This is a genomic window from Dictyoglomus sp. LHC4 (assembly GCF_055181355.1).
Genome location: NZ_CM143707.1, coordinates 735,306 through 757,908, shown reverse-complemented (window position 1 = coordinate 757,908; position 22,603 = coordinate 735,306). Strand labels below are relative to the sequence as shown.

Genomic DNA, 22,603 nt, shown 5'->3' with positions numbered 1-22,603 from the left:
TTATCCTAATATTACATATTTCGAAAAGTAAACACCAAAGAAAATAAGAGAAAAAGATGCTAAATACAATATAATCTTGTATAATTTATTCCAAAAAGGAAGAGATAAACCTTGCCCTACAAAGCCAATAAAAATATACCATACAAAATCGGAAAGGATATGGCCCACATAAAAACTTAAAATTCCCAACATTAAAAGACTCCTTGCTTGTCCGAGAAAAGTTACCCCTACTGTAACCCACCATATCAGCCAATAAGGATTTGATAAAGAAACAAGAGCTCCAGCTAAAGGAAGGGGAATTTTTATAGGATCAGAATTCTTTAACTCTAAACTACTTTTTTTAACAAGTGATACAAATAGGGATATACCCATATAAATCAAAAATATACTTCCTAAAAAAGTAAAACTTTTTAAAAAAATCGGATCTTGAAGAAAAGGTTGTAAACCTAAGAGCAGAAGTATAATAAGAACAGCTTCCAACATAGCATGTCCAAAAACTATTTTGATAGAATCTTTCCAACCTTTAAAACTACATTGTGTAATTACCATCGTCATCATAGGACCAGGAGCTGATGCCCCTGAAAACCCTATTACAAAACTAGTGATAAATAAATTAAATACAACCATTATTCCCACTCCATTCTATATTTAATCTTCTAAAATACCTCTTCATGTTATCTAAAAAATTCTCTTCCACTTTTATAAGATGGGAATCACATTTACAGTCTGATGATCCAAAACGAGGAACTTTCTCGCCATATATCAAAGATGCAATCCTACATTCCCATTCTTTACTAAGGTGATCGTTATATAAGGCTTCTTTCACTCTAACAAAAGGAGATTCCAATAGATAGTCAATATGCCAATACAATTTTTTATTTTTACTAAGATGCCTTTTTACTCTTTTTTCTATATTACTTTGTGATGATCCTACATAGATATAAAGGCCCTTATTAAATTTTATAACTTCGAGTCGCCCTACTCTACACTCTATATCTTTTTCTACTTCAACAACCAATAGATATATTCCTTTCATAATTAAATTCTAATAATCTTATAAGAATTTGGTTCCAATCTGATTTTCATTTCTTTATCCTTATTTACTAATATTACCTCAGTTCTATAGGATAAAAAGGACTCTAAAATACAATAACCATTATCATACAAAAACATTCCTATTTTTTCATCTCCTTTGAAATAAACACCTAATTTATTCAAAAACATTTTTCTTATTTCATTAAGTACCTCTATGGGTAACAGATAAATATCTGAATAATTATCGGGAATATTTAAAACATAGATCCTTCCTCTTCCATAAAAATCTCTGAGAAGAATAGGAAAATTATTTTCTCCATTAATTCCCACAACTATTGGCCAAGAAGAATTAGTATGATATTCAATAATTGGAAAAATAATCTCTTTACGAGAATATACATATTTACTGAAACTGGTCATAGCAGGGTCTATAGCAAATAAATTTAATAACACTTTTTTATCTGTATATCTTATTGATGTAAACTCTTCCATATTTTTATTCATTCTTCTTAAAAAACCAGATGTAATAATAATATCTCCACCATTGATAAGAAAACTTTTTATTTTATTTAAAATTTCCTTATCTTCAGCAGAATTTTCAGGTAAAAATAAAACATTTGCATCATTAGGAAAATAAGGTGTAGGATCAAAGGGTATCCCAATCATTCCTAAATAAGAAGAGAGATGATTTTCACCATCAGAATGAAATGGATGATAAACCTTGACACCAATTGGATTTCCTAACTCTGAAAGATATTCATCCAACTTCTCAAGCTCTAAGGAAAGGGGAGGAATAAAAGTTGATCTCCTTAAAGAACTAAAATCAAAAAGAGTAATTTCTTTAGCTTTAGAGAAAAGAGTAAGATGTGCTTGTTCTATATAATGATTTAAGTTACATTCAAAAGAATCAAACCATCCTCCTTTATTTTTCCCAGGCTTTACATTTTCGAACCATCTCATTAAATAATAACTTAAGTAACGAGGAAGATGTTGTTGTGTATATTTAGGAACTCTTGTCTCTGTCCCGGTATATAACTCATCAAAAATATCTTTTTGAGATTCAGGATTATAACCATTTTGATGATATGAATCTATCCAATTAGGATATTTTATAATCATATTAACATTTGGATTTACTTTCTTAGCTGGTCCTACCACATAATTTTGAGATATCTCCGTCATCAACTTAAGTCTATATTCTTTCCATGATAATTTTCCTTTTCTTTCTATACATTCAGGACAAGAACAACTTGTAAAATAAAAATCATCAAGAATAACCTCATCAAAAAGTGAAGCAGTATACTCTACAATTTCTTTTAATCTATTTTTCAATATTTCATTGGAATAACAAAATGTATGAAAAATTCTCAAATCATGAACCAGATCTCCATGAAGATCTATGGTAGTTGTGATTCCTCCAGATGTTTTAATTCCCTTTTTATTAAAAAATTCTTTTATTTCAAGAATTTTCTCCATAGGAACATCATCCTTTCCTCTATGAGTTTCCAGATATACTTTATTTACTTTTAAGTATCTCTCAAAAAAAGCAAAATCTTCCTCCAATTCTCTTAAAGAAACTTTATTTAGAAAAGGAGCAGCACAATATAAGGCCAGAGAAAAATTCTTATACATACTTAACCTCCCACAACTTTATAAATAAAATTTATTATTTCGTTATTATATTATTGAAAATAATTACCCACAATATATAATAGTGAATAAAATTTATATAGCTAATTACTTTTATTAAGGAGGGAAAAATGGATTTAAAAACAGTAAAAAATGAGGTAAAGAAACATCTTACAGAGAAAATTATACCTTTTTGGACAAAACTCATAGATAAAGAAAATGGAGGGTACACAGGATATGTATCTTTTGATTTAAAGAAAGATCCTTACGCTCACAAAAGCTTAGTCTTAACTACAAGAATATTATGGTTTTTTTCTGCTGTATACAATCTTACAAAAGAAGAAGATATTATTCCTCATATGAATCACGCCTACAATTTCTTAATACAAAAATTTTGGGACCATAAAAACAAAGGTTTTTATTGGATGTTAGACTACAAAGGAGATCCTGTTGATAAAAGAAAACATATATATGGGCATGCTTTTAGCATTTACGCATTATCAGAATTTTATAAATCCACAAAAAAAGATGAAGCTCTTAATATTGCATTGGAAACTTATAACCTTATAGAGGAAAAGTGTAAAGATGAATATGCTTATATGGAAGAGTTTGATGAATACTGGAATCCAAAGGAAAATAAAGCTATCAGTGAATATGGAGTAATAGCTGAAAAAAGCATGAATTCTCTACTTCACATATTGGAAGCTTATACTAATCTTTATATAACATGGCCTAATGAGAACCTTAAGAAAAATATAAAAAACCTCTTAATAATTTATAAAGATAAGATTTTTAACCCAGAAACAAAACATTTAGGTGTTTTTTTTGATAGAAAATTGAATTCTATAATTGACGCCATCTCATACGGACATGATATTGAAGCAACCTGGTTATTAGATGAAGCTTCAAAATATATTGATGATACTAATCTTAAAGAAGAGATTAGTAGAATAACCTTAGAGATTGCTGAAAAAGTATTAGAAGAAGCCTTTGAAAAAGATAGTTTAATTAATGAGAAAGTAAGAAATATATTAGATAAAAGTAGAATTTGGTGGGTTGAAGCAGAAGCCTTAGTTGGTTTTTTAAATGCATATCAAAAATCAAGAGAAGAAAAATTTTTAAATGCAGTAATAGTACTTTGGGAATTTATTAAAAATTATATGGCAGATCAAAGGCCAGATAGTGAATGGTTCTGGAAACTTGATGAAAATTATATTCCAGCCCCTATGCCTATAGTAGAACCTTGGAAATGTCCTTATCATAATGGAAGAATGTGTATAGAAGTAATAAAAAGAATAAGTGAAGACTAATCTTTTTAGAGCATTAAAGAGCAGAAACTACAAATTATACATACTAGTCAAGCTATTTTTATTTTATTATCTTATCAACACAATATTTTGTCTAGCATATAGGGCCAACCAAAAAATTCTCGTAAGTAGTTTATTAATATATACCTAATCGTCTTTCATTAATTAAGTTATCAAAAACTCACCTTCTTTTAATTCGAAATTAAAATCATTTTTAAAAGTTTTAACAATAATCTTTTTTATAGGACTCTCATATCCCTTCTTTAAAAATTTTATACCTAAATATTGATTACCATCTTTCATAAATGTATAAAATTCAATCAAATTAAACTCTCCATTTTCATAATTCCAAGAAATCCCATCATCCTCATAATATAAAAATCTCCCTTCTCCTGGGGCAATTTTTAAATAAAGATTTTCTTGTTTCTTTTCTCCCACATAATTTTGCACATCCCACATAGGAATAATACTTCCCTCTCTTAAGAATAAAGGAATCCTATTTAAAGGAGCAAGAACTTTTATAATACTTCCCCCTCTATACCTTTTTCCAGTATAAAAATCAAACCAAAAACCCTTAGGAAGATACATATCTCTTTCTCTTTTGTCCCTTAGGTATACTGGAGCTACAAGGATAAATGGACCAAACATAAATTCATCTTCATGAGATAAAACTTCTTCATCTTGGAATTCTAAAATAAAACTCCTAATTAATGGAATACCTTTTTCCTTTGCCTCATAAAACAAAGAATAAATATATGGAATCAATTGGTACCTAAGATTAATATATTCTTTAGCAATTTTTTCTATTTCTTCTCCAAAACTCCATGGTTCTTGATCTCTCGTATTCTTAGCAGTATGTATTCTAAAAAAAGGATAGAAAACACCCAACTGAATCCACCTTATAAAAAGCTCTTTCTCACAATCTCTCCAAAAACCTCCCACATCTTCACCAACAAAAGGAACCCCAGAGATCGATAAATTTTGAAGGGTTACTATACTGGAATAAAGATTCTCCCATGTACTTTTGTTGTCACCACACCACACTGCTGAATATTTCTGTATACCTGAAAAGCCAGCTCTACTCAATATAAAAGGTCTTACCTCTTTTTTAATCTCTCTAAATCCCTCAAAAGTTGACTTTGTCATCATAAGCCCATAAACATTATGTGCTTTATTATGTATAAAAATTTCATCATCACCATGTATTACATCTTGATGTAATGTCTTTTCTTTTATTTGCTTAATTCTTTCTTCAAAATTTTTAGCCTTAAACGGATCTGGAGGTTCTTTAAAATGTAAAACATGAAACAATAATTTCATCATGTAATAGTCAAATTTAGAAAAATTAGAGGGTTCATTCATGTCATTCCAAAAACCATATATACCGTTGTCTATAAACCATTTATGTTTTTCGCCCCACCATTTTCTAACCTTCTCCTTGAAAAAATCTGGGAATACTGTTTTCCCAGGCCATACATACCCTACAAAAATTTCTCCAGTTTTCTTCTTGCAAAAAAGTCCCTCCTTTAATCCTTCAATATAAATCTTATACTTTTTATCTATCTTGATCCCAGGATCTACAATAATAACAACCTTAAAGCCTAATTTTTTTAAATCCCCAATCATTTTCTCAAAATTAGGAAACCTTTTCCTATTAACCGTAAATACCCTATAACCTTCCATATAATCAATATCTAAATATAAAGCATCACATGGAATATTCTTTTTTCTAAACAATTCAGCAATTTTATAAACCTTATCCTCTGAATCATAACTCCATCTAGATTGGTGTAAACCCAAAGACCATAAAGGGGGCATATAGCACCTACCTGTAAGATAAGTATAATTCTCTATAACTTCCTTAGGTGAAGGGCCAAATATAAAATAATAATCTAATTCATCATCCTGGTTAAAAAAATAATAGTAATTTTTACTTTCAAATCCCATATCAAAATAACTAAAAGCTGTACTATCATAAAAAAGTCCATAACTCAAATCTGAGTATGCAAGAAAAAAGGGATGGGATTGATATAATGGATCTCTTTCAAATTCATGATTTGGCTCATCTGTATTCCAGTTTATGATCCTTTTACCCTTTTTATTAAGTGCCCCCAACCTTTCTCCAAATCCAAGAAAAGCTTTCTCTCTTCCCATCTCTTTATATGAATATATACCATTTCCTTTCTTCACATAACCCAAATCCCTATAATCAGAGATTATTAAATTACCTTTCCTATCATATATTTGTATTTTACTTGGATTTTTATATATCCTAATATCCAAATCTGAAGTTAAAAAATAATGAGCCCTATTATCCTCCCTATGTTCACAGTCAACTTCCTTAAATTTTTCCAGGTTAACACAAAAAGAATAATTCTTCTTCCAAATTCTATCTTTTGAGAAATGAAATCTCACTATTTTGGAGGTTATAAATTCAATCTTGAGAAGTTCATTATTATATTCAACAATTTCCATATTCGTTAAATACCCCCTGAGGATATTTTTTGTAGTTTAGTTTAATATATTTTATAAAAAAATAAACAGCGGAGAAAAATTTTACTTTCTCCCCTTTCATTCAATAATCTTATTTATTGATCAATTAACCCATTTCTACTGTTACCTGATGAATTTTTCCATCATTCAAAACAGGTAATAAATTCCCTTCTATCTCTTTTCCATCTAATAATATTCTTTTAATACCCTTTGAGACTCCTTTACTATTTTCTATCTTTATATCATACACAGCACCTCTGAATTTTCTAACCACTTTAAATTCTTTCCAATCAGGAGGGATACAGGGATCTATTCTGAGACCATCATAATCTGGTCTTATACCCAATACAAATTGGGATATTAACACAAAAGCCCAAGATGCAGTACCAGTAAGCCATGAATTTTTACCTTCTCCATGTCTTTTAGCATCTTTTCCAGCTACCATTTGACAATATACATAAGGCTCCATTTTATGGATCTCACTTTCATCCTCAAAATATGCGGGTGTAATCTTCCTATATACCTCAAAGGCTCTTTTTCCTCTACCCATTACCGTCTCCCCTATACCTACCCAAGGATTATTATGGCAAAATATTCCTGCATTTTCCTTGTATCCTGGTGGATAAGAAGAGATCTCACCCAATTCTATATAATATCTGGAATAAGCTGGCTGTTGTAAAACCATACCATATTTGGTATCTAAATACTTAATACAAGAATCTAAAGCAAATTTAGCTTTTCCATCTTCCACTCCAATTCCTGCCATAGTACATATACCTTGAGGTTCTATAAATATCTTCCCTTCCTCACATTCTTTGCTTCCTACTTTTTCACCAAAATAATCATAAGCCCTTAGAAACCATTCTCCATCCCATCCATACTTGTTAATCGCTTCAATCATTTGCTTACTTGCTTCTTCAGCCCACTTAGCCTCTTCTTCCTCTCCCATTGCTTTACACATTCTTATATAATCTGGTGTAGCATATACGAAAAGCCCTGCTATAAATACTGACTCTGCAGTACCCCCTTCTACATTAGAAGTAGTCTGGAAAGATTCATCAGGGGTTTTTGAGAAACAATTAAGATTAAGACAATCATTCCAGTCTGCTCTTCCTATAAGAGGCAAACCATGTGGTCCTAAATTATTTGTTACATGATGATAAGCTTTCTTAATATGCTCAAATAGTGTACCTTTCCTATTCTCATCATTATTATAAGGAATTACTTCTTTTAATATATCAAAATCGCCAGTTTCTTTTATATAAGCTCCTGTGGAAAGAATAATCCACAAAGGATCATCATTAAAACCACTTCCTATATCATTATTCCCTCTCTTTGTCAATGGTTGATATTGATGATAACAACTACCATCTTCAAACATAGTTGAAGCAAGATCCAAAATTCTCTCCCTTACTCTATTTGGAATCATATGAACAGAACCTAAGATATCTTGATTTGAATCTCTAAAACCTATTCCTCTGCTTATTCCTGATTCAAAATATGATGCACTCCTTGCCACATTAAAGGTAATCATACATTGATACTGATTCCATATATTAACCATCCTTGAAAGAATTTCATCATCATGATTAATTTGATATTTTGATAATATCTCGTCCCAATACTCTTTTAATTCTAAAAAAGCATTATCAACAGATTTTATATCCTTAAATCTTTCTATCATTTCATAAGCCCTTTTCTTATTAATTACCCCTGGTCTTTCCCATTTTTCCTCATCAGGATTTTCAACATAACCTAATACAAATACAAAATCCTTAGATTCACCAGGTTCTAAATTAACCTCAATATAATGAGATGCAATAGGTGCCCATCCTTCTGCCACTGAGTTAAATGCCCTTCCTTCTATAACAGCTCTTGGTTCATCAAAACCATTATACATGCCTATAAATGTATCTCTGTCTGTATCAAAACCCTGAATTGGAACATTTACAGAATAAAAAGCAAAATGATTTCTTCTCTCCCTATATTCCGTCTTGTGATATATGACTGATCCTTCTACTTCTACTTCACCGGTAGAAAGATTTCTCTGAAAATTAGTCTGATCGTCCCAAGCATTCCATAGACACCATTCTACAAAGGAAAAGAGCTTTAAATATCTCTTAGTATTAGAATTATTTTTTAATTTCAATTTATGTATCTCACCATTAAACTTCAAAGGTACAAAAAAAAGTATCTCAGCAGAAATTCCGTTCTTCTCCCCCAATATCTTTGTATATGATAGGCCATGCCTACACTCATATTTATCTAAATCCTTTTTTGTGGGCTTCCATGATGGATTCCAAAAATCTCCATTTTCCCAAATATAGAAATATCTTCCACCACTATCTAAGGGTACATTATTATATCTAAACCTTAATATTCTTCTAAGCCTTGCATCCTTGTAGAAACAATAACCTCCTGCTGTATTTGAAATTATGGAAAAGAAATCCTCAACCCCCAAATAGTTAATCCAAGGAAACGGAGTTTGAGGGGTTGTTATAACATACTCCCTATTTTTATCATCGAAATATCCAAATCTCATTTTTAATTCTCCTCCTTTATCCCATAATTACTATTATCTCATTATCATCTTTCAAATCTTTTTCTAAAATAAAATTAACCTCAATATCTCTTCCATTGAGATTAATAGCTTTTACACCCTTCTGTACTCCATTTGGATTTTCCACTTTAATTCTCAATTTTTTACCCCTAAAAACTTTCTCTATATAAAATTCTTTCCAATGAGATGGTATACAAGGGTCAATCACTATACCGTCATAATCAGGCTTAATTCCAAGTATTCCTTCTAAAGCAGCTACCATCATGCTGGAGGCAGTACCAGTTAACCAATGAACATGTGCTCTCCCATGATAAGGACTATCCTTTCCTTCCACAAACTGACAATGGACATAAGGCTCTGCTTCCCTTATCTCTGCTTTATCATTCATATTGGCTGGATTTACTTCTTGATAATATTTGAAGGCTCTATCTCCATTACCAAGAATGGTCTCTGCTTTTATAAGCCATCCTTGGGGATGGCAGAAAATCCCTGCATTTTCCTTCATACCTGGATTGAAGAGAATCATTCTAAATACAGGAAATCCCCAAGTTCTCACAGGTGGATACATAATCATAGCCCCATAGTCAGTATTAAGTATTTTTTCCACATTATCCATTGAAATCTTTGCTTGTTCTTCTGTAGCCACCCCACTTAATACAGCCCAAACCTGTGGATTAAGCCAGAAGCCCGCCTCACTGTTATTCTTAGACCCTATAACTTCATCTCCTATAAATCCTCTTACAAACCTGTCTCCTTCCCAAGCATATTTCTGTATATTTTCATATAATTTAAGGGCTTCCTTTTCAGCCCATTCTACATCCTCTTTTTTACCTTTTCTTTCAGCAAATTCAGCAAATATCTTTAGTGCAAGATATAATTGCATGGATGCAAAAACTGTCTCTCCTTCTTCACCAAGTCTTAAAGTATCATTCCAATCAGCATCTAATCCAAAAGTCAATCCATGCTTACCTAATTTACTAAGAGAGAATAATATACCTTTTCTTAAATGTTCATATACCGTATCTTCCCCATAATCAGAATAAGGTATTACTTCATCCAAAAATGCCAAATCTCCAGTTTCTTTAATGTATTGCCTTATGGTAATATACAGCCACAAATGGTCATCACATCTATATTCAGTGTATCCAGTTCTCTTTACATAATACGGATTATCCAATGATAAGCCTTGATTAGGTTTAATCTCATAATCAAAAAATACTAAAGGCAAAGCTACCCCTTTAGATGTTTGTCCCGCTAACATAAGTCTCAACCTTTTCTTTGCCTCTTGTGGTTCAAGATGAATTATTCCTTGTATATCTTGTACAGTATCTCTATATCCATATCCATCTCTTTGCCCCACATAAATCATAGAGGCAGCTCTTGACCAGAAGAAAGTAATAAAACATTGATAAGCATTCCATATATTAACCATAGTATTGAAGTTCTCGTCTGGAGTCTTAACTTTAAAGCCCTCAAGTTTTGATTGCCAATAATTCTTAAGTTCATCCCACTCCTTCTCAACTATACCTTTTTCTTTATATTTTGCCATAACCTGTCTACCTGTAGCTTCTGCTCCTTGACCAAGTACATATATTACTTCTCTTTCTTCTCCTGGTTCTAAATCTAAAACAACTTGAGTACCAGCACAACTATTTTTACCATAATTTAGACTATTACTACACATTCCTCTTTCCACTGCAATAGGATTTGAGTAATCTCTATAACTTCCTATAAATATGTCTCTGTCACCATCATAAGAAACAACTTTCTCTCCAATCACTCCAAAAAATCTGTTAAATCTTCTACCACTTATTCCTTCTTCTTGAGGTATAACTTTACCAATATCTGAATAATTTTCATTTATTGTCTGTATTATAAGATTATCTTTATAATAGGTTTTAGATATATAAAGGGTATATTGCATATTTACTAAATCTTGAGTTTCATTGGGTTCATTTGTAAATTCCGCATAACTAAAAAGGGAAATCTTTCTTTTTCTTCCACTATTATTTCTAACTTTTATTGCCCATACTTCATATAGTTCATTTAAGGGGACATAATATAATGTCTCAGTTTCTATACCATCGTATTTCGAAGTTATAATCGTATAAAGAATACCATGTCTACATATAGATTCATACTTTGATAAATCTTTTTTTACAGGAAGCCAAGATGCGGACCAATAATCTCCATTCTCCATATCCCTAAGATATATATATCTTCCAGGAGCCGTGGTAGGTGGAACATTGAATCTTCCTCTTAATATTCTTCCGCTTGCTCCTGATTTGACGAAACTATAACCTTGAGCGTTATTAGTAATAATAGCTCCATATTCTAAAGATCCAAGATAATTGGTCCATTCCCTCGGAGTATCAGGTCTGGTAATAACATATTCTTTTCTCTCATTATCAAAATAGCCAAATTTCATGAATAAACCCCCTTATCTATTTAATTTTTCATAAACTTTATTAAGAAACCAGTTATAATTTCATCAAGAAACTTTTATTTAATATGTATAGTACAGATTTAGATAGCATATGTCAATAAGGGTATTAAACTAATTACAAAAAAGGGCTGGAAAGATAAATTAACATCATTCCAGCCCTAAAAAAATACTTTTTGTAAAATTAAAATCTTATTAAAATCTTGCCCTTTTAATTTCCTCTATATAATTTTTTGCTCTCGCTGTTAATATTTCAAATTTTTTCTCTGCAATAACTTTTTTATCTACCAAATTTCCTCCAACTCCTACAAAACAGGCACCAGCCTTAATGAATTCTCCCACATTTTCCAAGCTTACTCCTCCTGTAGGAGATATTCTAATATATGGCATAGGTCCATGTATAGCTCTTATATATTTAGGTCCTAATGTATCTGCGGGAAAAAGCTTTACCACATCCGCTCCTTCTTCCCAAGCAGTTAATATCTCTGTAGGTGTATAAGCTCCAGGAACAGCTATTTTATCATACCTATGACATAAATTTATAATTTCTTTCTTTAAAACTGGAGAAACAATGAAATCTGCACCAGCAAGAATAGCCATTCTTGCAGTTTCAGGATCTAATACTGTACCCATTCCAACTATGGCTTCTTTGCCAAGAGCTTTCTTCACTTTTGGTAAATATTCTAAAGCTAAAGGGACCGTCATTGTAATCTCTAAAGAAATAACTCCTCCGTCATATAAAGCTTTAGTCACATCCAATAAATCTTCGGGAGAATCTGTTCTTATTACTGCCACTATTCCACATTCTATCATTCTTTCTAAAATATCATATCGCCCCATAATAATTCCTCCTTACCTTTTAGATTCCTTTATAATTTTCTCTACCACTTTAATCCACTTATGATTAGGATCATCATTAATAATTGATTCTCTTATGTCTCCTGCAAGTATCCAGAGATAGTAGAGTTGGTATCCAGGAGCTGAAACCACAGGATGATATCCTCTATTTATTAAGAGTAAGGAATTATCTTCTATCAGATAAACATTATCTATATCCCTTTCATGGGTATAAACCCTTTGCAAACCAAAACCATTAGGAGGATTTACTTTATAAAAATATACCTCCTCCATCTTCACCTCTTCTGGATAATCATTGGTATCATGCTTATGAGGGGGATAACTGGACCAATTGCCAGGTGGATTTATAGTCTCTCCAATTAATAATCTTTTTGCCTTTATTCTTCTATCAATAATATCTTTTACATCTCTTCTCCAATTATGTACTCCCACATCTCTAATTATCACATCTTCAGGTTTGATTAATTTTACCTCTTCATCTGTTTTTACCCTTGTTTTGCAGATGGCAACCTCTACATTTTCCAATGCCTCAAGATTTACCTCTTTATTATTAGGTATATAAAGGGCATAAGCATTTCCATCAAAAACATTTCTTCTTGATCCTAAATTATCATATTTTATATCATCTACCACTAAATTAAGCTTACCCGTTAATATAATAAGGCCAATTTCATAATCTTTTGAATTAAAAGAATAGGAATCCCCTTTCTCTCCTTTAAATATATCTAATTCTATATATTCCATTTCACCTGGTTTCACAAGGGTGTTTAAGCCCTTCTCAAGAATAACCTTCCTAAACATGTTTACTCCTCCTTTTTTTACCACTAAAAAATAATAAAGGCTTTGTTAAAGAATATAAAGAATAATTTTTTTTGTCAAGAATAAAAATGCGGTAAAAACTTGTAAAATTAACATTAAAAATGAAGGGACTCCTTCCTTTTAAGAGTCCCTTCATAAAAAAACTATTTATTTTTATCTGTTTAAAAATATTTATTGAAGATACAGTGATAAATGAAGCTCTAGATATATATTATCATATCCATCATCAGTTATAGGATCCCCATCCCTATCTTTACTCCCTGAAATCTTCAAGATAGGATCATTAGTATCGGCACCATAAACAGAAGAGGAAGCAGAAATCATAAGTTTATTATCCACGTTTATGTTATTTTCAAAGTCAATCCATATAGCGTAAATAGAAAACTTTCCAGTTAAAACAGGGAAATTATTAAAACTACTTAATTTAACCGCACTTACATTTTCTAAGGATATTGTTAGGCCAACTTTATTTACCTTATTGGGATCTGTATAACTATAGAAATAATAAGAAGATCTCAAGTTAACAGGATAAGCATCCACAATAGTATTTTTTATGTCCTTATTAAAAATAAAATATCCTTCTGCACGTGCTCCAAATACTTGATTATTTAATTGAGAATGCCCATCTAATACATACTCAAGTTTCTTTATTGAAGAATAATATCTTACTTTTAGGTAACTTCCACTATCAATTTGTAAAATATACCAACCATTAGCATCTGGTCCTTGCCATTCATTTTCAGGCTCAATAGTTATTTTCTCGAGTGGAGTCTTTATAGCTTCTTTTAATGACATGGATTTACTAATCTGTAGATTATTAAAGCTTCTATTAATTGGTGATACCAGTGAACTTCCCTGATTAAAAATGACATTTGGTATGTCCATATAAATATCTATGTTCTTAGCATAATCCGAATCAGTATTAATTACAGTAGCATAAATATTGTTTAGTTGATCTTGAGTTAAATCTTTATCTGGTTGAGGTTCTTGTTTTACACAACCTGAAAGAAAAACAACAAGGATGGCTATTAAGATTAATATTAAATATTTTTTCATGAATACCTAATCCTCCTTCCCCTAAACTTTATACATTTTACTATAGCAATATATTTTAAAAGGTGTATTAAAAATTTTCAATTCCTAAAAACTAATTATTGATATAATAAAATACACTTACAAAATTAATTTTAATTTCTTTAGGAGGTATATAAAAAGATGGTTAAAAAAATAACTTTTATTGGGGCTGGAAGTCTTGGGTTCACCAGAAATTTAGTACGTGATCTCCTTACCTTTCCTTCTTTTCAAGATGCTCATATTTTTTTAATGGATATAGACGAGGAAAGATTAAATTATTCAAAATTGATGGTAGAAAAAATAGTAAAAGCTGGAAATTATCCTGCAAAAGTATTTGCCACATTAAATAGACAAGAAGCATTAGATGGTGCTGATGCAGTCATAATAACTATTCTTGTTGGTGGAGTACAAATTTGGAGACATGATATAGAAATACCTAAAAAATATGGTGTAGATATAAATGTAGGAGATACAAGAGGTCCTGCAGGAATTTTCAGGGCTTTAAGAACTATTCCTGTAATGATAGATATTGCTAAAGACATTGAGAAATATTGCCCAGAAGCGATAGTATTAAACTATACAAACCCCATGGCAATGCTCATAAGAGCAGTACAAACAGTTTCAAAAATTAAAATCGTAGGACTATGCCATAGTGTACAAGGAACAGCTGAAATGCTTGCTCGCTGGATAGGAGCACCTATGAACGAAATTACTTATTTTTGCGCTGGAATAAATCATCAGGCTTGGTTTTTGAAATATGAATGGAAGGGAAAAGATGCCTATCCTCTTATTAGAGAGGCAATTTTAACAAGACCTGAAATTTATAAAGAAGAGATTGTAAGAAATGAAATGTTTATACACTTAGGTTATTATGTCACAGAATCCTCAGGTCACAATTCAGAATACAACCCTTGGTTTAGAAAAAGACAAGATCTTATTGAAAAATACTGTTTTCCAGGTACAGGATGGAATCCAGGCGAATGGGGTTATATACTAAAGGAATATCTTAAGCGAGAGGACACTTGGAGAAAAGAAGTTAAAGAGTGGATTGAGAAAGAACCAATTAACCTTGAAAGAGGCCACGAATATGCTGCATATATATTAAATGCTATTTTAGGTGACGGCACCATATTCGAATTTAATGGTAATGTTAGAAATTTTGGTCTTATTGATAATTTACCTTATGGGGCTTGCGTAGAAGTACCTATTATTGCCTCAAAAAGAGGTTTCGATCCTATAAAGGTAGGTAATCTTCCACCTCAGGTTGCTCTCTTAAACTATATAAACTCATCCTGCGAAGAATTAGCAGTAGAAGGCTCTCTCGAGGGGGATCCTAAAAAGATATTCTATGCAGTAGCTTATGATCCTCTTACATCAGCAGTTTTATCCTTAGCTGAAATAAAACAGATGGTAAAAGAGATGTTTGAAATTAATAAAGATTATCTTCCTCAATTTAAAAATTTTGAGATATAAAAAGGTAAAAAGATATGAACAAATTATTAGCTTTAGTATCTGTAATAATATCTTGTCTCTTCTGGAGCATCTCTTTTTCTGTTTCCAAAATACTTCTAAATGAATATTCTCCTTTTGAACTATCCTTTATAAGATTTTTTCTTGCCTTTATATTTTCTGCTATTCTTTTTTATCCAAAAATTAGAAAAACTCCTTTGCATTGGAAATATCAAAAACCTCTATTTATAGCGGGAATGTTAGGAGTCACTTTATATTTTGTCTTTGAAAACTCTGGTTTAAAGTATACTGATGCTTCAGAAGGAGCCCTTATTGTGGGCTCCTTTCCTGCCTTAGGATTAATTGTAGAATTTCTCACCTCAAAAGAAAAAATACCAATGAACAGATTATGGGGTGTAATATTTTCCATAATTGGAGTATTACTGATCATAGGAGATTCTGGAATTAACTTAAAATTTAACAATTTATTTGGCGACATTCTTGTACTTCTATCAGGATTGATGTGGGTAATATACAATTGTGAAATAAAAAAGGTTAACCACCTCTACTCCCACGAAGTAATAACTACCTTCCAAATGCTATGGGGAACCCTATTATTTATTCCTTTTTTAATCTTTACAGGAATCCATATAAAAATTAATTTACCTATTTTCTCATCACTTTTTTATTTATCATTTTTTTGTTCTGTATTAGGATACCTACTTTATAATTATGGTTTGAAACATCTTTCCGTAAGTCAAGTTGTAAATCTCTTAAATCTAATTCCACTTTTCGGAGCTATTTGGGGTGTAATTTATTTAAAAGAGACCTTAAGTTTTTTAAAAATTATAGGCGGAATATCCATTATCTCAGGTGTTAGTCTATCATCTAAAAAATAATATGGCCTGCCCTCAAAGGGCAGGCCTACAATTACACCTATAATTAATTTCCGAAATTTATTTTTCAAGCTTCAAATTACCAAAATAAGAAGGATTTCTCCAAGCTTCATTATCCCATTCATTCCATGCAACTATTCCAACTCTATTTCCAAACATATTTGCATCATTTACTTGTAAATCAAAACCAATAACCATTCCTTCTTTTAATTTCCTTGTTCTCATCTTTACCTGAGCTTCCACAATATATCCAAAATCGGTCTTTTTTGTAGCTGTTACAAAATAGTCTTTAGAGGCATTAGTTCCAAAACTTTGATAATTATCAAAGTTTACTCTATACTGAGCATCATTGTTATCATACGAAGAAGCCTTCTCATTTCCTTCATCTACAAATACCTCTATTGAGTCCTGTTCCCAAGGATTAGTATTATCTTTATTCAAAAGAGAATCATAAACTTCTGCCCAAACATATATACCATCTTCATCCCACAATACTCTAAATTTAGCATAAGCTACTTTACCTTTTGTACCGGATACATATCTATCTGTTACATACTCATTGGCAGATTTCCAAACCTCATCCATTTGGGCATCAATTTTAGGTTTGCCATATTTGGCTACTGCAGTTTGTGTTTGTTGTCCAAGAGCCAAAGATGCTAAAATAAAAATAATAATTAAGGATAAAATTAGAATAATACTTACCCTCTTCATATCAACTCCCCCCTTTAATAAAATTTTTAATAAGAATTATAAAGTTAATTAAATAATTCTGTCAACCGTTTTTTCTATTCCCTTAACTCTACTTCTTCTGAAAATTGGCTCATATATAGATTGTAGTAAAATCCTTTCTTTCTTATAAGTTGCTCATGAGTACCTCTTTCAATTATCTCCCCATTATACACAACCAAGATCATATCAGCATTTCTAATAGTGGACAATCTATGGGCTATAACAAAACTTGTCCTTCCTTTCATTAAGTTCAACATTGCGTTCTGAATATACTTCTCTGTCATTGTATCTACATTACTAGTTGCTTCATCCAAGATCAATATCTTAGGATTAGCAAGAATGGCTCTTGCAATAGCTATAAGCTGTCTTTGTCCTTGGCTTAGGCCTCCCCCATCTTCCGATAGAATTGTATCATAACCTTGAGGTAACTTAATAATAAAATCATGAGCATGGGCAAGTTTTGCTGCTTCTATAACTTCTTTATCGGTAGCATCCAATCTTCCATATCTGATATTCTCTTTTATAGATATAGAAAAAAGAAGCGTATCTTGTAAAACAATTCCAAGATATGATCTTATATCCTTTCTTTTAATTCTTCTTATATCAATACCATCTATCAGAATCTGTCCTTCATCTACATCATAAAATCTCGCTACTAAACTTGCAATTGTAGTTTTTCCAGCACCTGTAGGCCCCACAAGAGCTACCACTTCCCCTTCTTTAACATAAAAGCTTACATTTTTAATAACAGGATTACCTTTTACATAAGAAAACCAAATGTTCTTAAATTCAACTTCTCCTTTAATATCTTTTACCTCCACTATATTGGGATCTTCTTTTTCTTCCTCTTCTTCAAGGACCTCAAAAATTCTTTCTGCACTGGCTATGGCTGATTGAATCATATTATATTGAGTTGCAAGTTCATTAATAGGTCTTGTAAATTGTCTTGAATAATTGATAAATATAGTAATATCTCCTATGGATATCATCCTTTTATAAGCAAAATACCCCCCAAATCCTGCAATTATTGCAAAACTTAAATTATTAAGAAGATTCATAAGCGGTCCAATTGAACCAGAAAAAACTTGAGCTCTTATTCCCACTTGAGTTAGTTCTTCATTTAAAGCCTCAAACTTTTTAATTTCCTTTTCTTCTCTATTAAATATTTTTATTACTTTTAAACCAGAAATATCCTCCTCTATCAAATCATTAAGTTTTCCTAAAAGAGTTTGGTTAGCATAAAAATAATTACGAGTTCTATGGGATATGAAGTTTGTTAACCAAATAGTTAAAGGAATGGTAATTAAACTAACAATTGTCATAGGAATACTTATTCTCAGCATCATAATTATAATGCCAATTAAAGTCGTAATACTGGAAAAAAACTGTATCACACTATTAGAAAGAACCATGCTTATATTATCTATATCGTTAGTAATTCTACTTATAATGTCCCCATAAGATCTTAAATCAAAAAACTTAATTGGTAATCTATGAATTTTGTCAAAAAAATCCCTTCTCATTTCATAAACCAAATTTTGAGTAGTTTTCAACATTACATAACCTTGCATCCATCCAAGAGAGGATGATAAAAGATAGATTCCACCGAGAACTAATAGAAAGCTAAGAAAACCATCAAATCTTTTAGGAATTATATAAGTATCAATACCTTTACCTATGAGATAAGGACCTACAATTCCCAATATGGAAGAAATAAATGTCAAAATAAAAACAAAAATAAATCCCCACTTAAATTTTTTCAGATATTCAAAGAGCTTTCTTAAAGTACCCCATGGATCTTTAATTTCTACTTTTTCAAAATGAAAATGTGGTCCTCCTCTTCCAGGACCACCAAATGGTCTAGCCTCTTCTCTACGCATATCTCATTACCTCTTCATCTATCTGTGATTTATAAATTTCCCTATAAAAATCATTTTCTTTAAGTAATTCAGAATGAGAACCAAATCCTACTACTACCCCTTTATCAAGTACTATTATCTTATCCACATTCATCATAGTACTTATTCTCTGAGCCACAATAAAAGTAGTACAATTTCTTATTATCTCCCTCACTCCATGGATAATCTTTTGCTCTGTAATAAAATCAACAGCACTAGTGGCATCATCCAAAATCAGTATTTTAGGCTTTTTTATTAGAGCCCTTGCAATTGCAATTCTCTGTTTCTGACCTCCAGATAATGTAACTCCTCTCTCTCCTATAACAGTATCATAACCTTGAGGAAGTCTTATAATAAAATCATGAGCCTGGGCAATTTTTGCAGAATTAATTATTTCTTCTTCATTAGCATCCTCTTTTCCCCAACATATATTTTCCCTTATAGTACCTGAAAAAAGTATGGTTTCTTGTGGAACCATGGATATAGCATCTCTAAGTATCTTAATATTCATATCTCTAATATCTTTTCCATCAATTAAGATCCTTCCCGAAGATATATCATAAAGTCTTGGGATAAGATTTACTAAAGTAGATTTACCAGAACCAGTTGTTCCAATTATCCCTATAACTTCACCCGGATTTACTTCAAAATTAATATCTTTTAGTACATATTCCTCTTTATCAGAATAGCTAAAATAGACATGTTCAAATTTGACCTTGCCTTCACCTATAGGGTTCTTATCTGCATTTTCCTTGCTTTGGATATCAATTTTTTCTTCCAAGACTTCTATAACCCTTGAAGCAGAAGCTGAAGCCCTTGATACAAATATTAAAATATTACCTATCATCATTAATGAGAACATAATCTGCCCCATATAGTTAATATATGCCATTACTTCTCCCACCTTCATACTTCCACGATTAACCAAAAAACCACCAAACCAAAGTACTCCTAATATACTGAAATTCATAACTAACATGAAAAAAGGCATGGCAATTATTAACAACATAACAGCTTTAATAACTGCATTCATTAACAAAGAATTTGCATATCTAAATCTCTCCCTCTCATAATCTTCTCTTCTAAAAGATCGTACCACCCTTATACCAACCAAATTTTCTCTTACCACGTTATTCATATAATCTATTCTTCTCTGTATCTCACCAAAAAGAGGGAAACTTCTCTTCATAATAACTAAAAAGATAAGGATTAATATAGGAATAGAAAATAAAAAAATAACTGATAAACTTTTATTAAGGGAAAGAGCCATTATAATACCACCTATAAAAAGAAGAGGAGCTCTCACCATAATTCTTAAAGACATCATAACAAGAGTCTGAAGTTGATTTACATCATTTGTTAATCTGGTTATCAAAGAAGAAGTACGAAATTTATCTATATTTTTAAAGGAAAATTGTTGTACTCTTTTGAATAATTCATTCCTAAGATCTCTACCAAAGTATTGGCTGGCTAAAGAGGAAAAAACTGTACAACCCACTCCACCTATCATTCCAATAAAAGCAATACCAAGCATTATGAGTCCTGTATTTAGGATTAATGAAAAATTATTTTTTAAAATACCGTTATCTACAATGTGGGCAAGAAGAGTTGGTTGATAAAGATCACATACCACCTCTATGAGCATAAAAATAGGGGCTAATATAGTTAAAAGAGTATAAGGCTTCAAATATTTTATAAGCTTCTTCATTTACCATATCCTCCTATTATTCGTTCAACCTTCTTAGATTATCTCTCACTCTCCTTAAAAAATTCATTAATTGATTCTTTTCCTAATCAGAAAAACCATTAAAACACCCCTCTTCCAATTGTCTAAATATCTTTTTTAATCTACAAATAAATTTTTCCATCCTCAGTTAAATACACTTTCGTATATCTCTTATCCTTTTCATCCCTTTTACTTGAGACAAGACCTCTTTTTTTCATCCTTCTAAGAATTAGAGTGACAGTAGATGGCTTTATCTTTAGTTCTTCTGCTATCTCCTTCTGAGTTAGGCTATTTTTTCAGCCAAAAGAAGAAGAACAGGAGCTTGCCCCCTATAAAGTTTTAGATCAGAGAGTAGCTCTTCCCTTCTCCTAAAATGCTCTTTTATCACATCTTTAAATAACCCATATAAAGACTCTTCTTTTCCATAAAACATATATCCACTCCAATGATTAGCTAACTAATAGTATATCAATAAGTATATCCAGTGTAAATTTATTTTGAAAACTAAAAAACATAAGATCTTTTTATCATAAACTAATTTCCTTACAACCATTCCTTACAATAAGTTCCGTAGCTATAATGACCTTTTTTGAAATTTTTCTATTTTTTTCTGTCCTTTCTAACAATAAATCGATGGCTGTCTCAACTAAATCTTCAATAGGAATGCTTATTGTAGTAAGAGGAGGATTCAAGAATTTAGATATAGATATATTGTTAAAACCAACAATACTTATATCTTCGGGTATCTTTAATGAAGCTTCAAATAAAGCTCTATAAACACCTATAGCCATCGAATCGTTTACCACAAAAATTGCTGTTAGATTTACATTATATGCTAAAAGTTCCTTAGCAGCTTTATACCCACCGTTAGGTGTATAATCTCCACGTTTTATATAATTCTCATTTATTGGTAATCCCTTTTCTTTCATATATTTTCTAAAATAATATTCTCTTTTATCTATTATATCGCCACCTATAAAACCTATCTCCCTATGGCCTAAAGAAAACAAATAATCAATAGCATCTTTCACAGCTTGTTTCATATTTATAATCACACAGTCTATTACTGGATTCTCAACATAAGCACCTAAAACTACAATATTAGAAGATTTGGTTAAAAGATTACTTAACTCTTCATTGTTAAGTCCACCAATAATAGCTATTCCATTTATAATCAAAATTAAATATATCGTCTTTATGAATGGTTATAGTATCTATATTCATATATTTAGCTAATTTTTCTAATATAACTCTTAAAGATAAGTAATATAAATCTTGCATTTCTAAATCTTCGGAAATAGTCTTCACTATCAGTAATCTATTTGTCCTTTTTCTTTTTTTAGGTTTTACCACATAATTTAACTCTTCAGCTACTTCAAATATTTTTCTTTTCAATTCACTTGAGACATTAAAAGTTTCATCATAATTTAATACACGAGAGACAATAGTAATTGAAACTCCTAACCTATTAGCAATGTCTTTAATTGTTACATTATTTTTATGTCTTTTCATATTAGTTCATTCCCCTACTAAATTCCTATTAATGATATTACTAAATCCTTATCTTTTTCTCAATACAACTTATGATCCAACTAATTTTAATATAATTTTACTAAATTTATTAACATTTTACTAAAATTATTTTAAACTATTCTTAACATTAACTATAAAGGAGGTATATAAAATG

The 22,603-nt window shown here is 30.9% G+C and carries 19 protein-coding genes; 3 read left to right on the top strand and 16 right to left on the bottom strand.

Going from position 1 to position 22,603, the window contains the following annotated elements:
* From ACY3JO_RS03665 to ACY3JO_RS03655, 3 genes are read right to left on the bottom strand one after another with little or no spacing between them, the layout of a single operon-like run.
* Positions 1-627 (bottom strand): LysE family transporter, encoded by a 627-nt coding sequence (locus ACY3JO_RS03665; RefSeq protein ID WP_463085461.1) that lies wholly within the window; start codon positions 625-627, stop codon positions 1-3.
* On the bottom strand, positions 614-1,036 hold the full coding sequence (locus ACY3JO_RS03660) for a GIY-YIG nuclease family protein (RefSeq protein ID WP_463085460.1): 423 nt from the start codon (positions 1,034-1,036) through the stop codon (positions 614-616). Before ACY3JO_RS03660 ends, ACY3JO_RS03665 begins: the two co-directional genes overlap by 14 nt.
* A gap of 2 nt (positions 1,037-1,038) precedes the next feature.
* Positions 1,039-2,667, bottom strand: a complete 1,629-nt coding sequence (locus ACY3JO_RS03655) for a permease (protein ID WP_463085459.1) — start codon at positions 2,665-2,667, stop codon at positions 1,039-1,041.
* Positions 2,668-2,795: 128 nt separating this feature from the next.
* Here ACY3JO_RS03655 and ACY3JO_RS03650 point away from each other — a divergent pair, with 128 nt between their 5' ends.
* Positions 2,796-3,974, top strand: a complete 1,179-nt coding sequence (locus ACY3JO_RS03650) for an AGE family epimerase/isomerase (protein WP_463085458.1) — start codon at positions 2,796-2,798, stop codon at positions 3,972-3,974.
* Positions 3,975-4,136: 162 nt separating this feature from the next.
* Here ACY3JO_RS03650 and ACY3JO_RS03645 read toward each other — a convergent pair whose 3' ends face one another.
* From ACY3JO_RS03645 to ACY3JO_RS03620, 6 genes are all read right to left on the bottom strand, one after another.
* Entirely contained in the window at positions 4,137-6,446 is a 2,310-nt protein-coding gene (locus ACY3JO_RS03645) for a glycoside hydrolase family 31 protein (protein ID WP_463085457.1), read from the bottom strand.
* 124 nt (positions 6,447-6,570) lie between these two features.
* On the bottom strand, positions 6,571-9,006 hold the full coding sequence (locus tag ACY3JO_RS03640; protein WP_463085456.1) for a GH36-type glycosyl hydrolase domain-containing protein: 2,436 nt from the start codon (positions 9,004-9,006) through the stop codon (positions 6,571-6,573).
* A gap of 16 nt (positions 9,007-9,022) precedes the next feature.
* Positions 9,023-11,452 carry a GH36-type glycosyl hydrolase domain-containing protein gene (locus ACY3JO_RS03635; RefSeq protein ID WP_463085455.1) on the bottom strand — a complete coding sequence of 810 codons (2,430 nt, stop codon included), beginning with the start codon at positions 11,450-11,452 and terminating at the stop codon, positions 9,023-9,025.
* Between the two features lie 210 nt (positions 11,453-11,662).
* Positions 11,663-12,307 (bottom strand): bifunctional 4-hydroxy-2-oxoglutarate aldolase/2-dehydro-3-deoxy-phosphogluconate aldolase, encoded by a 645-nt coding sequence (locus tag ACY3JO_RS03630; protein WP_463085454.1) that lies wholly within the window; start codon positions 12,305-12,307, stop codon positions 11,663-11,665.
* Positions 12,308-12,319: 12 nt separating this feature from the next.
* On the bottom strand, positions 12,320-13,126 hold the full coding sequence (iolB, locus tag ACY3JO_RS03625) for a 5-deoxy-glucuronate isomerase (protein ID WP_463085453.1): 807 nt from the start codon (positions 13,124-13,126) through the stop codon (positions 12,320-12,322).
* A gap of 189 nt (positions 13,127-13,315) precedes the next feature.
* Positions 13,316-14,200: a lipoprotein gene (locus ACY3JO_RS03620; RefSeq protein WP_463085452.1), complete on the bottom strand. Its 885-nt coding sequence runs from the start codon at positions 14,198-14,200 to the stop codon at positions 13,316-13,318.
* Between the two features lie 159 nt (positions 14,201-14,359).
* On the opposite strand from ACY3JO_RS03620, the gene melA reads away from it, so the two are divergent.
* Positions 14,360-15,691, top strand: coding sequence for an alpha-galactosidase (gene melA, locus ACY3JO_RS03615; protein ID WP_463085451.1), 1,332 nt, complete (start codon positions 14,360-14,362; stop codon positions 15,689-15,691).
* 14 nt (positions 15,692-15,705) lie between these two features.
* On the top strand, positions 15,706-16,566 hold the full coding sequence (locus tag ACY3JO_RS03610; RefSeq protein ID WP_463085450.1) for a DMT family transporter: 861 nt from the start codon (positions 15,706-15,708) through the stop codon (positions 16,564-16,566).
* Between the two features lie 57 nt (positions 16,567-16,623).
* Here the strand turns inward: ACY3JO_RS03610 and ACY3JO_RS03605 are convergent, their stop codons facing one another.
* The 7 genes from ACY3JO_RS03605 to ACY3JO_RS03575 all read right to left on the bottom strand — a co-directional run bounded on the left by ACY3JO_RS03605 (position 16,624) and on the right by ACY3JO_RS03575 (position 22,428).
* Positions 16,624-17,274 carry a sugar-binding protein gene (locus ACY3JO_RS03605; protein WP_463085449.1) on the bottom strand — a complete coding sequence of 217 codons (651 nt, stop codon included), beginning with the start codon at positions 17,272-17,274 and terminating at the stop codon, positions 16,624-16,626.
* A 74-nt stretch (positions 17,275-17,348) separates the two neighbouring features.
* Positions 17,349-19,172: an ABC transporter ATP-binding protein gene (locus tag ACY3JO_RS03600; RefSeq protein WP_463085448.1), complete on the bottom strand. Its 1,824-nt coding sequence runs from the start codon at positions 19,170-19,172 to the stop codon at positions 17,349-17,351.
* Complete coding sequence (locus ACY3JO_RS03595; RefSeq protein ID WP_463085447.1) at positions 19,165-20,898, bottom strand: ABC transporter ATP-binding protein; 1,734 nt, start codon at positions 20,896-20,898, stop codon at positions 19,165-19,167. The genes ACY3JO_RS03600 and ACY3JO_RS03595 overlap by 8 nt, the downstream gene beginning before the upstream one ends.
* A 140-nt stretch (positions 20,899-21,038) precedes the next feature.
* Positions 21,039-21,170 carry a MarR family transcriptional regulator gene (locus ACY3JO_RS03590; RefSeq protein ID WP_463085644.1) on the bottom strand — a complete coding sequence of 44 codons (132 nt, stop codon included), beginning with the start codon at positions 21,168-21,170 and terminating at the stop codon, positions 21,039-21,041.
* Between the two features lie 29 nt (positions 21,171-21,199).
* On the bottom strand, positions 21,200-21,349 hold the full coding sequence (locus ACY3JO_RS03585; protein ID WP_463085446.1) for a hypothetical protein: 150 nt from the start codon (positions 21,347-21,349) through the stop codon (positions 21,200-21,202).
* 94 nt (positions 21,350-21,443) lie between these two features.
* Positions 21,444-22,094 (bottom strand): substrate-binding domain-containing protein, encoded by a 651-nt coding sequence (locus tag ACY3JO_RS03580; RefSeq protein ID WP_463085445.1) that lies wholly within the window; start codon positions 22,092-22,094, stop codon positions 21,444-21,446.
* Positions 22,057-22,428, bottom strand: coding sequence for a LacI family DNA-binding transcriptional regulator (locus ACY3JO_RS03575; RefSeq protein ID WP_463085444.1), 372 nt, complete (start codon positions 22,426-22,428; stop codon positions 22,057-22,059). The genes ACY3JO_RS03580 and ACY3JO_RS03575 overlap by 38 nt, the downstream gene beginning before the upstream one ends.
* Between the last annotated feature and the right edge of the window lie 175 nt (positions 22,429-22,603).

Excerpts from the sequence above, each read along its gene's own strand:
- ACY3JO_RS03585 (WP_463085446.1), bottom strand. The coding sequence starts at position 21,349 with ATGTTTTATGGAAAAGAAGAGTCTTTATATGGGTTATTTAAAGATGTG.
- ACY3JO_RS03640 (WP_463085456.1), bottom strand. The coding sequence starts at position 9,006 with ATGAGATTTGGATATTTCGATGATAAAAATAGGGAGTATGTTATAACA.
- ACY3JO_RS03605 (WP_463085449.1), bottom strand. The coding sequence starts at position 17,274 with ATGAAGAGGGTAAGTATTATTCTAATTTTATCCTTAATTATTATTTTT.
- iolB (WP_463085453.1), bottom strand. The coding sequence starts at position 13,126 with ATGTTTAGGAAGGTTATTCTTGAGAAGGGCTTAAACACCCTTGTGAAA.
- ACY3JO_RS03595 (WP_463085447.1), bottom strand. The coding sequence starts at position 20,898 with ATGAAGAAGCTTATAAAATATTTGAAGCCTTATACTCTTTTAACTATA.
- ACY3JO_RS03650 (WP_463085458.1), top strand. The coding sequence starts at position 2,796 with ATGGATTTAAAAACAGTAAAAAATGAGGTAAAGAAACATCTTACAGAG.
- ACY3JO_RS03620 (WP_463085452.1), bottom strand. The coding sequence starts at position 14,200 with ATGAAAAAATATTTAATATTAATCTTAATAGCCATCCTTGTTGTTTTT.
- ACY3JO_RS03575 (WP_463085444.1), bottom strand. The coding sequence starts at position 22,428 with ATGAAAAGACATAAAAATAATGTAACAATTAAAGACATTGCTAATAGG.
- ACY3JO_RS03610 (WP_463085450.1), top strand. The coding sequence starts at position 15,706 with ATGAACAAATTATTAGCTTTAGTATCTGTAATAATATCTTGTCTCTTC.
- ACY3JO_RS03660 (WP_463085460.1), bottom strand. The coding sequence starts at position 1,036 with ATGAAAGGAATATATCTATTGGTTGTTGAAGTAGAAAAAGATATAGAG.
- ACY3JO_RS03635 (WP_463085455.1), bottom strand. The coding sequence starts at position 11,452 with ATGAAATTTGGCTATTTTGATAATGAGAGAAAAGAATATGTTATTACC.
- ACY3JO_RS03655 (WP_463085459.1), bottom strand. The coding sequence starts at position 2,667 with ATGTATAAGAATTTTTCTCTGGCCTTATATTGTGCTGCTCCTTTTCTA.
- melA (WP_463085451.1), top strand. The coding sequence starts at position 14,360 with ATGGTTAAAAAAATAACTTTTATTGGGGCTGGAAGTCTTGGGTTCACC.
- ACY3JO_RS03630 (WP_463085454.1), bottom strand. The coding sequence starts at position 12,307 with ATGGGGCGATATGATATTTTAGAAAGAATGATAGAATGTGGAATAGTG.
- ACY3JO_RS03645 (WP_463085457.1), bottom strand. The coding sequence starts at position 6,446 with ATGGAAATTGTTGAATATAATAATGAACTTCTCAAGATTGAATTTATA.
- ACY3JO_RS03665 (WP_463085461.1), bottom strand. The coding sequence starts at position 627 with ATGGTTGTATTTAATTTATTTATCACTAGTTTTGTAATAGGGTTTTCA.
- ACY3JO_RS03600 (WP_463085448.1), bottom strand. The coding sequence starts at position 19,172 with ATGCGTAGAGAAGAGGCTAGACCATTTGGTGGTCCTGGAAGAGGAGGA.